Raw genomic sequence first — 14,479 nt, forward strand, 5'->3', positions numbered from 1 at the left:
TTCATCCCTGACGCCGCGTTTCTCTCTATTATCTTTGATCGTTTTGTTTAAGTTCTTCGACTTGAGCTGCACGCCAGCCTGAACCATCAACCCATTCAAGCTGTACTCGATAGGTTTTATCATCATTTTTGGCTGAAACAGTACCGGTAGCCTTATTCGGAGCCCCGCCGTTTCCAAGTCGCCAAATCGTCATATCGCTTTCAGCAATTCCTGTACTGCTCGAAAGTGCTGTCGTCATTTCCTTCCAATCAGCAGAACCCTTATCAAAGCTTGTTACATGTTCACCGGATTGCTCAGTACCAACCGGCTCCCAATCATCACTCTTATAAGCCTTCTCAACATTTTCGTCATCATTTACTTCAATCTCTGTTACTTTAGCTTCAGTGTCTTCCTCAGTTTTGCTTTCGTCTGCTGCTTCTTCTTCAGCAGCTTTTTCCGCTTCCTCTTCTGCTGCCTTCTTCTCTTCATCAGCAGCTTTTTCAGCTTCTGCTTTTTCTTTATTTTCATCTGTAGCCGCTGTATCGGATTCTTTCGTTGTCTTTTCTGTAGTAGAAGCCGTATCACTATCGGAATTATTGCTTAAGAAAATTGACAAACCAACAATCACGATCAGGACAACAACAAGCGTAATCGCTATATTATAGAATTTATTAATCTTACGCTTTTTTTCTCGCGCATCCAGCCGGGAATCCGGCTGCATGCCGCTATACTTCTTGCTCATTAAATGAAATCCCCCTGACATTGATTGGTTGAATTCTCATTTTAACATGTTCAAGGGTTCGTTAGAAGTATTAGCTATTGTGTCATATTTCCAGCTGGATGATTTTTGTTATAAATGGCTTGGACAAGATCAGCAAACAACGGCACCACGTTCTCTGAATGTTCGTTTGTATCAAGACTAACTGTCACCAACGCATAGCGAGGATTTTTGTATGGAAAGTAACCCGCAAACCATTTATTTAATTTTTTGGTTTCTAAATTTGTCTGGGCTGTGCCAGTCTTTCCAGCCACTTCATAGGGCAAAGAAGCCAAACTATGTCCAGTACCCTGTTCACTGCTGACAACAGTCCGCAGTAATTCCTGCATTTTCATCGCTGTATAGGGCGCCAAGCTTTCTCCACCGATAGTTTTATCCGGAAATTGGAATACACTCGCACCATTACTAAATTCTACTTTACTAACTGCTTTCACCATTCTTTTTTCCCCGCCGCGGGCAATCGTCGCCATCATATTAGCAATCGCCAAGGGACTTACCTGGACATCTTGCTGACCAATCGCTGATTTCGCCACCATTTTCATATCTTTCTTTTGCTGATCAGCATTCTTCTGATTCCAAATCTGTCCTTTTTCTTCATTAAATAATTGTGTCACTGGTGAATGATAGACCTCGCCGTTCCAGCCTGACAACCCTACTAACCCTAACTTTTCTGCATATTGTTCCAAATAATCAGGATGGGTTTTTGCCATTTCTTGTCCAACTTCAGCTATTGTCCTATTACAACTTTGAGCAAAACTATCTTTAAAATTAAGCTGACCAAGCTTACGCTGTGCCGGTCTATTATCATCAATCCCCTGATTACAATCAAAGGTCCGTTGTTGTGCTTCAAGGCCGTAATCAATAGCTGCAGCAGCCGTTACGGTTTTAAAAACAGATCCTGGCGTTTGCTGGCGGAGCATGTAATTAATCGAGCCTTCACCCGATGGTTCTAATTTTGAAAACGCTGGCCGGGAAACCATTGCTAAGATCTCACTCGTTTCAATATTGAGCAAAACGATCCCGCCTTTTTTTATACCATGAGCATCCACGATTCTTTCCGCTTCTTCTTGAATGGATTTATCGATGGTGCTCATTACCTTAACAGGATACAAAGGATTGGCAGGTTCGACATATTTAACGTCAACACCAAAGAGAGGGCCTCTTTTAGCGTCGACATGAAAGACAAGCTGTGATTCACCATCTGAAAGGAGAAATTCATCAAACGTGTTTTGCAAACCGTTATAGCCCACCCGCGTATCATTCGATATTTCCCGTTCCGGATAACGCTTCTCCTTAAGCGAAGAGTATTTAATCGTTGAACCAATCAACTGTGCTGCTGGAGTATTCTTAGTGTAAAATTTCTCGCGGACCGCAAAAACACCGGGAATTTTCAACGCATTAACTGACTTTGTCTGCTCTGCTGTCAGCGTGAGCGGCAATTCATCATTCCCCTTAAGCGGAAACGGCTCTTTAGCCAATTCGATGTCACTTAACAGCTTCTGTTCAGATACCCCAACAATCGCGGCTATTTTATCTGACGGCCAGCTCATACTTTTTAAAAAAGGAAACAAAACCAGCGTCGGCACTTCCTCATGAGCCAGCGCCGCCCCGTTCCGGTCATAAAATTTCCCCCGGCCATCATCTAGAGTCAATACCTGTGAGCGCTGCTTTACACTAGCTTCAATTAAATTAATCTCATGACTCGAAAATGACTCTGTATCAATCAGTTGAATCTGCACCAACCTACCCACAAGTACACCTAGGATCACCATTATCCCTATACCAAGCCAAGAAATTCGTTTTTTCCTCATACCAACACCTCACTACCATTGTTGACGAGAGTCCAAAATTTATAACGAATGTAGAAAAATTACCTATTAATGGACAAACCATTTGAACAAATAACTATAAGTAAATAAAAAAACGCTATCGCAGGGACGGCGTTTCAAATTGTAGACAATGAAATCTTAAAAATTCCAGGCGCTTTCGCTTTCCACGGGGCGGCGGTGTTCCCGCAGGACTATTTGCTCCGTAAAATGGAATAGAGGTTCGGAATGAACTCATTCCGAACCTCTTGAAACTGTTTATTTATTACTTAATAGATACGATTTTTACGGTCATGTCGCCGCCTGGTGTGTTGACTGAAACAGTGTCGCCCACTTTTTTGCCGATCAGGCTTTTAGCGATTGGTGAATCATTTGAGATTTTTCCTTCGAATGGATCTGCTTCGGCACTGCCGACAATGTTATACGTTTCTTCGTCGCCATCCGGCAGTTCAACAAATGTTACGGATTTCCCAAGTGTAACACTGTCTGTTGTTGTATCTTCTTCAATAATTTTCGCATTGCGAATCATATTTTCAAGTGTTGTGATGCGTCCTTCAACAAAGGCTTGTTCCTCTTTTGCTGAATCGTACTCAGAGTTCTCTGATAGATCCCCGAAACTACGAGCAATTTTAATACGTTCTACGACTTCTTTACGTTTAACCGTTTTTAATACTTCTAATTCTTTTTCTAATTTTTCTTTACCTTCTTTAGTCATTGGGAATACTTTTTCGATTGCCAAAACCCTTCACTCCTTCAAGTTCTTTATCATAACGAATATCATAAAGTTTTATGTAATGCAGCGTGCTTATTGCCCTGCCCCGTACAAACAGATGAATATACATAAGCGCGCGTTCTTATGAAAAGAACGCGCTTATTACTTATTTGCACAAAAAGTATATAAAAAATGACGTGTGTTATATGAAGCTGTTGTTTGTATTGGTTAAACAAAAATCACAAGGCAAGGAAAATACTGCATATTCTTTATCTATGCCATGTTATTACAAAAATGACTTTTGTTCAAGGATTGTTTGTATTTTAGTTACCATTAAATCAACGGCTACATGATTTTGGCCGCCTTCAGGAATGATAATGTTTGCATAGCGTTTCGTTGGCTCTATAAATTGATTATGCATAGGGCGAACCACATTAATGTATTGATCAATCACTGAGTCCATCGAACGTCCGCGATCTTTAATATCGCGTGTCATTCTACGGATAATCCGCAAATCAGCATCGGTATCGACAAACAGCTTAATATCCATCAGGTCACGAAGACGTTCATCTTCAAGCACCAGAATTCCCTCAAGAATGATAACATCCTTCGGTTCTACCCTGATTACTTCATTTGAACGAGTATGCTCTGCGTAATCATATACAGGCTTATCAATTGGCTCATAGCTTAACAGCTTATTCAAATGATCAATTAACAAGTCTGTATCAAAAGCAAGTGGATGATCATAATTCGTTTTTAAACGTTCCTCAAAAGGTAATGTGCTTTGATCTTTATAATAAAAGTCCTGCTCAATCATTAAAATTGAGTGACCTTTAAAGTGTTCATATACTGCTCTAGATACACTGGTTTTCCCAGAACCAGAACCTCCAGCAACACCGATTACAACGGGTCTTTCAGCCATAGTAGTTCTCCTCTCAAATCGTTGTTTTGATTCATACAGGTCATTCGCCTGTCTTATCATCATAACGGAGAACCAGTCCCGATAAATCGAAGTCTCATCGCTATGGTTCCCAAACATTTTACGCTTATACGCTGGCTCCTCGTTCGAGAAGGCGAAATCAATGCCTATATTAAAGGCTTTTTATATTTGCTAATCGCTACACCGTCTCCAATGGGCAAAATAACAGTATCAAAATCTGGATGGTTGTGCAGCCATACATTATAATTATGAATCTTTCTGACCAATGCACGTCTTCTCTTAGGCTCAATTTCTGCCAAAGGTTCAGCCACAAGTCCTTTATATAAAACATTGTCGGTAATGATTATACCATCATGTCGTAAAAACGGTACAAATAGTTCAAAAAACCGTTTATATTGTCCTTTTGCCGCATCTACAAAAAGGATGTCATAGGGTCCATGAGCTCCTGCTGCTTCACCCGCTTCTAGTGCATCGCCCTCAATCAGCGTAATTTGCTCCTGTTTGCCGGACTTTTCAATATTTGCTTTTGCTTCAGCAATCCGTTTTACATGTCGTTCAATCGTGACAACTTTCACAGAGGGTACTGCATCGATCATCCTTAGTGCAGAGTAGCCAATTGCTGTACCAACTTCTAAAATACTTTGCGGCTGTTTCAGTCTAATAATTTGTAATAAGACTTCTATACTTTCAGGCTCCATAATTGGAATATGATTTTCTTCGGCATATTTCTCAATTTCTGCAAATAAACCGGTGCGTTCCGTCAGTAATGAACGGAGATAGCTTTCTATCTTCTGATTCACGTTTGTATCCTCCCATGCTGGCTTCGATTCACTCGGCTCATTATCATACAAAAAACCCGGCATCTGCCGAGTTAGTAAAAAAGTTCCTGCATGTCACGACAGCTTTCGCACTGAAATTTCACTTCGACTATTTTACCATAAAAAGAAGGAGAATGATATCTCTCATCCTCCACTAATTGTTTCCTATTTATCATTCGTAATGTATTGGGCCTTTTTCTTATTATGTTCATCAAGCGATACGGAGAAAAGCACCTTACCTGATGACGTTGCAAGGAAGTAATAATATTTAGTTTTGTCCGGATGCAATGCAGCTTCAATCGATGTGTCACCAGCATTAGCAATGGGTCCTGGCGTTAAGCCTTTGTTCTTATAGGTATTATAAGGGGATTCGACTTCTAGATCCTTATAATAGACCTTCTTCTGATGCTTGCCCTTCGCATAAAGGACCGTTGGATCGGTTTGCAGCGGCATATTGGCCTTTAATCGATTATGAAACACCGATGAGATTTTGTTTCGGTCAACATTGACTGTGGCTTCCTCTTCAATTAAAGAAGCAAACGTCAACAGAATATGCGGTGAGTATTTCTTTTCCTTCATCTCAGCTTCGTAACCAGCCAGTACTTTTTCTGTTTGCGAAAGCATATCGCTTACGATTGTTTCCAGCGGTGTAGTCGTTTCATAAAAGGAATACGTGGCTGGGAAAAGATAACCCTCTAGCGGATGAATTATTTTTTCATTAAAAATATCATTCGTTAAAAGTTTAGGATGCTTTTTTTGTAAACTTTTGACGAACTTTTCGTCATCCAGCTTTTCTAGAACATCTTCTGACTTCTGATTCGTTTTATCAGCAATAATGGTTGCGATTTGACTCAGCTGCTTCCCTTCAGGAATCGTGATCTTCAAGGCCGCCTCTTTCATTACTTTCCCAGATTTAATCGAACTCAGTACTTCATCCAGCTCCATTGAAGGGGAAAGTTTATATGTACCTGCTTGGAATCCTGCCTCGTTTTTTAATTTAATATAATATTTGAATATCCGGCCATTTTTAATAATGCCTTCATCTTCTAAAATCGTGCTGATACTGCTCACACCAGAACCGATTGGGATCTCAATTTCCTTGGTTTTTTTGTTATCTGGATCCAATGGCTCTAAAGCACTCTTAACGTATAGATACCCGCCGATACCAAGAATCCCGGCTACCAGGATAAACGCCATCACTACAATTAAAATAATTTTACGAACAATTTTCGCCTCTCCTTGACGTTCAATCATACTTTTTCGTATCAAGGCCTTCTTTGACATCTTGTCTTGATCTCTATCTTTCATCCTCAAACCCCCTGTAAAAAAACACGTTCATACGTTTATCATGCGCATTTTTTGTCATGCACTCTCTATTAATGACAAAAGTGCACAGGTTTTGTCAATAGAAGCTATTCAAACGCAGAAAAAAAACCTCTATACTGAACTCAGCATAGAGGCTTTCTGCGAAATAATTTAAGCAGATTGATTATCTTTTTCGTTTTTTCCATAGGTAGTATCTTCAGCAGGTCGTGCACGCTTCATAAAGAATGAAAGAATCAATGCTAACGCTGCAATAAAGGTGGCTACAAGGAACGCATCATTAATTCCCTCAAGCATCGCCATGCTCTGCAATTGCGCAAGTGCTTCCGCACTCGGTTGACCAGTTGCTTTACTCATAGCAGCTTTCGCAAGCTCTTCACCATGTGTAGCTGCACGGTTAGACATAACCGTTACGAGCAATGCCGTACCGATCGCACCGGAAATCTGGTTAAGCGTATTGTTCATCGCGGTACCGTGAGGATTCATCCGTGCCGGTAGAGAGTTTAAACCGTTTGTCATTACAGGCATCATTGCCATCGCCAACCCAAAGGACCGGATCGTAAACATGGTAACCAACGTGCCGTATGATAACTCCATTGTCAACTGACTAAAGAAGTACGTCGATGCCACTGTGATAGATAAGCCCGTTACCACAAGCACTCGTCCGCCAAATTTATCAAACAATTTACCAGTAATCGGAGACATAATTGCCATTAAAATGGCACCAGGAAGCATAAGCAGTCCTGAATCGAATGGTGAAATACCCCGAATCGTTTGGATATACATCGGCAGTAAAATCATTCCTGAAAATAATGCCATATTTAAGACAACCGAGATACTCGCTGACAAAGCAAACATTGGGTGACGGAAAATCCGGAATTCAAGCATCGGTGAATCCATTCTCAACTGACGTGTAATGAACAGGATTAATGAAATGACACCAACGGTTAATGTTCCGTAAACCAAAGGGCTATCCCAACCTTTTGAACCGGCTGAGCTAAATCCATACAACAAGCCGCCAAATCCAAGACTTGATAAAATAACAGAAAGAACATCAATTTTAATATTTACTTTTTCTTTTTTATCCTTCAGCTTAACGAAGCCGAAAGCAAGAATAATAACCGCAAGTGGAGTAATGAAGTGGAACAACATTCTCCAATCATAATGTTCAACAATCCAGCCTGAAAGCGTTGGTCCGATCGCTGGAGCAAACATCATAACTAAACCAAACAGTCCCATTGCCGATCCCCGTTTTTCAACCGGGAAAGCTGTTAAGAGCACATTCATTAGTAACGGCATCATAATAGCAGATCCAGCCGCCTGAATCATTCGACCTCCAAGCAACAGTGGGAAAGTAGTTGCTGCACCGGCAGTAATCGTACCAATTGTAAACAGCAGCATCGCTGTTAAGAACAAATTCCGCACAGAATACTTACGAATTAAGAATGCTGTTGTCGGAATCATAATCCCGTTAACGAGCATATAACCAGTGGCCAGCCACTGTACAGTCGATGTTTCAACACCCAGGTCCTTTTGAATAGAAGGAAGGGCAATATTCAACAATGTTGAATTTAGAATCGATATAAAAGCACCGACCATAAGAATAGCGAGAATGCCATAAGGGGCCTTTTTCTCATTTAGTTGAGCAGTACTCATATTTTTTTCCTCCATTTGAACTTGTGGTTCATTTTATTGTACAATGGGTATACCCCGTTATCATAAAATATATATTATACCTCTAGTTCAACTTTTGCAATAAAAAAATCTGCACTGGATTTGTACTACCTTCAGAAAAATTGTAAGATAAAGATTCCACCAGCAGTATAATGAAAGTCTAGGTGATCATTATGAATAATCGGAAGCAAAAAGTAATTGAAACCGCCCATCAGTTATTTATCGAAAAAGGATATTTAGCAACTTCCGTTCAAGATATTTTAGATGGAAGCGGTATATCAAAAGGTACATTTTATAATTATTTCCCTTCAAAGAGCGAATTATTTATTGCCATCTTCCGTTCTTTTTATAAACAGATTAATGAAGAACGAGAAGCCCTGCTGATTGGGAAAGAATTAAATGATATTGAAGTTTTCATTAAACAATTAGAAATACAAATGATTTTCAACAGACAAAGTAAGTTACTCATTTTAATAGAAGAAATACTGGTATCCAATGATGAAGAGTTAAAGAAATTTATTAAACGGGTTCAATTATTAGGTCTTCGATGGACATATGTGCGTTTCATTGATATTTTTGGTGAAAGTAAAAAACCATATTTACTTGACTTAGCTGTGATTTTTCAAGGCATGATCATAAAGTTGAATCAATATAATCAACTTGCTAATGCAGCTCATTCATCAGAAGAAAAAATCATTCGATATTGTATCGACCGGAATATTCAAATATTAAATGAAATTTCAACAAGCGGCGTCCAAATTCTAGATCCCGAGCTAATTGATACTTGGCTTCCTAATTTCAGAAACCATCAACACCAATGTCATAGCGACTTGATTCATTCAATCTTAGCATTGAAAAAGGCAACGAATAAATTACTGAGTGGAAATGATCGTGAACGGGCAATTGAATTAATCGATTTCATTCAAGAAGAATTACTACATTCAAACAAACCACGCCGATTCTTATTAGACAGCACGCTACAAACACTAACATCACTATACACGCCGAAGGAAAAGGCAGCCATTGACCATTTCAAAACTAACATCAATACCTGCCTTGGACAATTAGATACTGACATCTAAAACAAACTCCACTGTGAAGTTTGTTTTTTTTGCTCTTGATTCTGAGAAAAAGTAAAACCCCCTATCCATTTGGACAGGGGGTTTTGACTATCTTAGTTTTCTTCTTCGTCGCCTTCAGCGTCAAGGAACGTGTTAAGCATTTCTTCAATCATGTCCCACTCTTCTTCAGTTTCGATTGGAGAAAGCTCACCGTCTTTGTTATCTTCGCTTGGAACGAAAGATGATGCGTGGATTTCCATTTCTTCTTCTTCGTCTTCTAATGACATTGGGTAGTAAAGGACGTAAGATTTGTTAAATTTATCTGAATCAAACGTGAACAAAACCTCACAAAGTTGTTCGTTCCCATTCTCGTCTACTATTGTAATATTGTTATCATTATGTTCCATTAATCATTCACCTCATAGTTTTGATTGTCTATCTAAAAAGCCTTGCAGGATTAAGGTTGCTGCCAATTTATCAATGACACCTTTCCGTTTTTCCCTGCGGACATCCGCATCAATTAACACGCGTTGGGCAGCCATTGTCGTAAGCCGTTCATCCCAAAGGAAAACGGGTATCTTGAATTTATTTTCAAGATGCTCTTTAAACGACTCGCTTGCTTCAGCCCGGGGACCGATTGTTCCATTCATGTTTTTCGGATAACCTAGGACAATTTTAGTGACTTCATGTTCGTCGATAATTTGGCGAAGCCGTTTCATGCCAAAATTCTTTTGCGCTTCGTCGATCTTGATTGTTTCAAGACCTTGTGCAGTCCACCCCATCGCATCGCTGATCGCAACGCCGATAGTTTTAGTTCCTAAATCTAAACCCATTGTACGCATTAGTTTTCCTCACGATGGCTCTTTAAATACGATTTAACCAATTCTTCGATAATTTCATCCCGCTCAAGCTTGCGAATAAGATTCCGGGCATCCATGTGACGTGGTATATACGCCGGATCTCCGGAAAGCAAATATCCGACAATTTGATTAATCGGATTATAGCCTTTTTCTTGAAGAGCAGCATACACTTGAAACAAAACTTCTTTTACGTCTTGTTCAAACGGTTCTTCCGGGAAATTAAACTTCATCGTTTTATCAAAGGAACTCATGTAATGCACCCTCTCTTCAGTTATAAACGTGTTCCGACTGCTATAACCATTGTACAATACTTTTTGTCCATTATGAAATGGATTTTACCCATTCTTCAACAAAATTAAGCGCAGCATCCAATTTTTCTGGATCTTTTCCGCCAGCTTGCGCCATATCCGGACGTCCGCCGCCGCCGCCGCCGCAGCGTGTAGCCACTTCTTTGATGACTTTTCCAGCATGGAAACCTTGTGCAATATAATCTTTTGTAACAGCCGCAATTAAGTTTACTTTATCGCCTTGTGCAGAACCAAGAACAATAATGGCTGATCCAAGTTTTTCTTTTAAATCATCCGCCATTGCACGAAGATTGTTCATATCTACTCCTTGAACCTTCGCAGAAAGAACGGTAACTCCGTTAATTTGCATCGCTTTAGAAACAAGACTTGATGCTTCAATATTTCCTAGCTTAGCAGAAAGGCTCGTGTTTTCACGCTGCAGCTCTTTCACTTCTGACAGAACAGCATCGATTCGTGAAGGAAGATCTTTTGGATTAGCTTTCAGTTTATTTGCTGCTTCTTTTAAGGTTGATATTTGATCAGCCATTAATTTGTATGCAGCAGCACCCGTTACAGCTTCAATTCTGCGTGTGCCAGCACCAATTCCGCTTTCAGAAACAATTTTAAACAGCCCAATGACTGCGGTATTTGGAACGTGACAACCGCCGCAAAGCTCTAGACTATAATCGCCGATTTGAACAACACGAACAACCTTGCCGTATTTTTCTCCAAATAACGCCATAGCTCCCATTGCTTTTGCTTCTTCAATATCTTTTGTATCAATATTTACATTCAAACTTTGCCAAATTTTTTCATTAACAATATTTTCGATTTGCTCAATCTCTTCTGGTTGAATTTGTCCAAAATGAGAAAAGTCAAAACGAAGACGCTCTGCTTGAACAAGTGAACCCGCTTGGTTAACATGCGTTCCAAGAACATCCTTCAATGCTTGATGCATTAAATGAGTCGCTGTATGGTTCTTAATGATAGGAAGACGGTTAGCTTGATCAACAACCGAAACCACTTTAGCTCCTTGAACCAATGTACCAGCAGTTACCGTTACACGATGAAGATTTTGTCCATTAGGTGCCTTTTGAACATCTAATACAGACAATTTAACATCTTCACTGACAATAACGCCCTTATCTGCCATTTGTCCGCCGCTTTCTGCATAAAATGGTGTTTCACTTAAGATGACATGCACTTCTTCGCCTTCATTCGCTTCCATTACTAACTCACCGTTTTGAACGATTGCTGATATGACAGCTTCTGCTTCAAGCTGATCGTAGCCGACAAACTTACTTTCGACTTTGATGTCGCCTAACACACCGCCTTGAATTTGCATAGAGTCCACATCTTGTCGAGCAGAACGAGCACGTGCACGCTGTGCTTCCATTTCTGACTCAAACCCAGCATGATCAACAGCCATGTTTTCTTCTTCAGCGTACTCTTCTGTCAACTCGATTGGGAAACCGTACGTATCATAAAGACGGAATACGTCTGAACCTTGAATCGTTGTTGAACCTTTTGCTTTTTCTTTTTTAATCACATCGGATAAAATTCCAAGGCCGTCATGAAGAGTTTCATGGAAACGTTCTTCTTCATTTTTAATAACCTTCGCAATGAACGCTGCTTTATCTTTAACTTCTGGATAGAAGGCATGCATGACTTCACCGACAACCGGCACTAATTCAAACATGAACGGACGATTAATATTGATTTGCTTAGCATAACGAACAGCACGACGCAGTAAACGACGTAACACATAGCCGCGGCCCTCATTTGATGGAAGCGCTCCGTCACCGACAGCAAACGCAACAGTCCGGATATGGTCAGCGATTACTTTAAATGCTACATCTGATGCAGCTCCAGTGCCATATTTCACACCAGAAATTTCTTCTGTTGCAGCAATAATCGGCATAAATAGATCCGTATCATAATTGGTGGCAACATCTTGAACAACTGAAGCCATCCGTTCAAGTCCCATTCCTGTATCAATGTTTTTCTTAGGAAGCGGTGTATATGAACCATCTGGATTATGATTAAATTGTGAGAATACCAAGTTCCAAACTTCTAAATGACGCTCGTTTTCGCCGCCAGGATAAAGTTCTGGATCATTGGGATCGTCTCCATATGCCGGTCCGCGGTCATAGAAGATTTCTGTATTCGGACCACTTGGACCTTCACCGATATCCCAGAAGTTTTCTTCTAACCGGATAATCCGCTCAGCAGGCAAGCCGATTTTTTTATTCCATAGTTCAAATGCTTCTTCATCTTCAGGATGAATGGTTACAGCCAGTTTCTCTTTATCGAAACCAATCCATTTTTCGTCAGTCAAGAACTCCCATGCCCATGTAATCGCTTCTTCTTTAAAGTATTCACCAATCGAGAAGTTACCGAGCATTTCAAAAAACGTATGGTGACGAGCTGTTTTCCCCACATTTTCAATATCATTTGTACGGATTGCTTTTTGTGCATTCGTAATCCGTGGATTTTCTGGAATCACTCGACCATCAAAATACTTCTTCAAAGTAGCAACACCTGAATTAATCCATAATAAAGATGGATCTTCATGCGGCACTAGTGGAGCACTCGGCTCAACTGCATGTCCCTTTTCCTTAAAAAAGTCTAGATACATTTGGCGGATTTGCGCGCCTGTTAAATATTTCATCATTATTTCCTCCTTAAATTTGGGCACAAAAAAAACTCCCATCCCCTGACAGGGACGAGAGTTAGCTCGCGGTACCACCCTGATTATGGGCCAAATTCACGCACCCATCACCTTCATCAATGCCTTAACGCGGCGAAACGGCAGGAATTAGCTGCACTCCGGACTAGCTTTCTGTCGACTACATCGAAATTTCCTTTCAGCCAAGGGAAATTCTCTCTAAACATATGGACGTCAACATACTTTTTCCATCACTGTGTTTACGAATTATAAAAGTTCTTATGTATTGGATTATATTCATCCAAAATTTATTTGTCAATCATCGAACTGACTTGATTGCGTTTTTCCGAAATGAATCTTCGCATGCAGCACAAAAGCCTTAAGAATGGCGAGGACAGGAACCGCAATAATCAGACCTGCTACGCCTGCAATTTCACCTCCAACCAAGAGGCCGAACATAATTAAAACCGGATGCATATGCAAACTTTTTCCCACAATCAGCGGCGAAAGAATATTTCCTTCAAGAAACTGTAAAACCAACACGATCACACCCACTATTATAACCATTTTCACAGAAATAGAAGCAGCAATAATAACAGCTGGAATGGCACCGATAATGGGGCCGAAATACGGAATAACGTTGGTAATGCCAATAATCGTACCCAGCAGCAACGGATACTCCATCCCAACCACCCAAAAAAGGAAAGCTGAAACCAACCCCATCGCTGCACAAACAAGAATCTGTCCGCGAATATAACCGCCTAGTGACGTATCTACATCACGAAGAAAAGAGATCCCTTGCTTTCTGAATTTTTTTGGAGTAATGTACCAAGTCATTTTTTTGATAGCTTGAAAATCTTTAATAAAGTAAAAAGCAAGAAATGGGATAAGTACAATTAGCAGAAAAAAATCGAAGGCCCGGAGAAAATAGCTCATAATTGTACCTGCCAGTGCCTCAAGTTTACTTTCGATCAAAGCTATCATCTCGTCGATCCGCTCATGGACACCAAACGGCCAATGTGTGGTCTTGGCTTCAATCATCTTCATCCAGCCGCGATATTGTTCCGCAACAACCGGCGCACTTTCCGCCAGCTCCCCCACCTGCTTCATAATGACTGGAATGCCGCGGTACACCGCAAATCCAATTCCCCCAAAAAACAAAACATAAATCACCACAATCGACAGACCACGGCTCATCCCCTTCACATGAAGAAACTCAACAACAGGATGAAGCAAATAACTAATAAACGCAGCAGCAGCAAACGGAATCAGCACCTTCACCCCCACACCCAGCACAGGACTCCAAAACGGCTTAAGCTTCATCAACACATAAAGAACAATAAATAATAACAACAAAAACCCCAACCGATAAAACCACTTAAGCCGAATACTCATCCCGCATCCCTCCCAAACCTAGTTTCCGTGGAAAGTGGAGAAATTATGCAGGAAGGCGGGGTATATTTGGGGCAAACCACTCTTCGATTTTTTGTTGTAAATACCTTTTATTACTTCTGCGGACTGTTTTTTGTTCCTCCCGCTTCCACTTCAACAGC

13 protein-coding genes and 1 other annotated feature are annotated in these 14,479 nt (G+C 40.5%); of the genes, 1 reads left to right on the forward strand and 12 read right to left on the reverse strand.

Translation table 11 applies throughout. The features are described from left to right. Positions 1-28 precede the first annotated feature (28 nt). From AC52RT_RS10885 to AC52RT_RS10915, 7 genes are all read right to left on the reverse strand, one after another. Positions 29-721: a YrrS family protein gene (locus AC52RT_RS10885; protein WP_495540762.1), complete on the reverse strand. Its 693-nt coding sequence runs from the start codon at positions 719-721 to the stop codon at positions 29-31. Positions 722-795: 74 nt separating this feature from the next. After that, positions 796-2,568, reverse strand: coding sequence for a peptidoglycan D,D-transpeptidase FtsI family protein (locus AC52RT_RS10890; RefSeq protein ID WP_495540763.1), 1,773 nt, complete (start codon positions 2,566-2,568; stop codon positions 796-798). Between the two features lie 280 nt (positions 2,569-2,848). Continuing rightward, positions 2,849-3,322, reverse strand: a complete 474-nt coding sequence (gene greA / locus AC52RT_RS10895) for a transcription elongation factor GreA (RefSeq protein ID WP_495540764.1) — start codon at positions 3,320-3,322, stop codon at positions 2,849-2,851. Between the two features lie 259 nt (positions 3,323-3,581). After that, on the reverse strand, positions 3,582-4,217 hold the full coding sequence (udk, locus tag AC52RT_RS10900) for a uridine kinase (protein ID WP_495540765.1): 636 nt from the start codon (positions 4,215-4,217) through the stop codon (positions 3,582-3,584). Positions 4,218-4,381: 164 nt separating this feature from the next. After that, positions 4,382-5,098 (reverse strand): O-methyltransferase, encoded by a 717-nt coding sequence (locus AC52RT_RS10905; protein WP_495540766.1) that lies wholly within the window; start codon positions 5,096-5,098, stop codon positions 4,382-4,384. A 120-nt stretch (positions 5,099-5,218) separates the two neighbouring features. Then, on the reverse strand, positions 5,219-6,361 hold the full coding sequence (gene mltG / locus AC52RT_RS10910) for an endolytic transglycosylase MltG (protein ID WP_495540767.1): 1,143 nt from the start codon (positions 6,359-6,361) through the stop codon (positions 5,219-5,221). A gap of 168 nt (positions 6,362-6,529) precedes the next feature. After that, complete coding sequence (locus AC52RT_RS10915) at positions 6,530-8,032, reverse strand: DHA2 family efflux MFS transporter permease subunit (RefSeq protein ID WP_495540768.1); 1,503 nt, start codon at positions 8,030-8,032, stop codon at positions 6,530-6,532. 191 nt (positions 8,033-8,223) lie between these two features. Here AC52RT_RS10915 and AC52RT_RS10920 point away from each other — a divergent pair, with 191 nt between their 5' ends. After that, on the forward strand, positions 8,224-9,132 hold the full coding sequence (locus tag AC52RT_RS10920; protein ID WP_495540769.1) for a TetR/AcrR family transcriptional regulator: 909 nt from the start codon (positions 8,224-8,226) through the stop codon (positions 9,130-9,132). A 92-nt stretch (positions 9,133-9,224) separates the two neighbouring features. Here the strand turns inward: AC52RT_RS10920 and AC52RT_RS10925 are convergent, their stop codons facing one another. The 5 genes from AC52RT_RS10925 to AC52RT_RS10945 all read right to left on the reverse strand — a co-directional run bounded on the left by AC52RT_RS10925 (position 9,225) and on the right by AC52RT_RS10945 (position 14,321). Continuing rightward, positions 9,225-9,518 (reverse strand): DUF1292 domain-containing protein, encoded by a 294-nt coding sequence (locus AC52RT_RS10925; RefSeq protein WP_495540770.1) that lies wholly within the window; start codon positions 9,516-9,518, stop codon positions 9,225-9,227. A gap of 12 nt (positions 9,519-9,530) precedes the next feature. Then, entirely contained in the window at positions 9,531-9,953 is a 423-nt protein-coding gene (gene ruvX / locus AC52RT_RS10930; protein WP_495540771.1) for a Holliday junction resolvase RuvX, read from the reverse strand. After that, positions 9,953-10,222 carry an IreB family regulatory phosphoprotein gene (locus AC52RT_RS10935; protein ID WP_340846538.1) on the reverse strand — a complete coding sequence of 90 codons (270 nt, stop codon included), beginning with the start codon at positions 10,220-10,222 and terminating at the stop codon, positions 9,953-9,955. The genes ruvX and AC52RT_RS10935 overlap by 1 nt, the downstream gene beginning before the upstream one ends. Positions 10,223-10,292: 70 nt before the next feature. Then, on the reverse strand, positions 10,293-12,929 hold the full coding sequence (gene alaS / locus AC52RT_RS10940) for an alanine--tRNA ligase (protein ID WP_495540772.1): 2,637 nt from the start codon (positions 12,927-12,929) through the stop codon (positions 10,293-10,295). A 47-nt stretch (positions 12,930-12,976) separates the two neighbouring features. Continuing rightward, positions 12,977-13,190 (reverse strand) — a binding site (T-box leader). A gap of 51 nt (positions 13,191-13,241) precedes the next feature. Further along, complete coding sequence (locus AC52RT_RS10945) at positions 13,242-14,321, reverse strand: AI-2E family transporter (protein WP_495540773.1); 1,080 nt, start codon at positions 14,319-14,321, stop codon at positions 13,242-13,244. Between the last annotated feature and the right edge of the window lie 158 nt (positions 14,322-14,479).

The sequence above is a fragment of the Peribacillus sp. genome, from assembly GCF_059453735.1.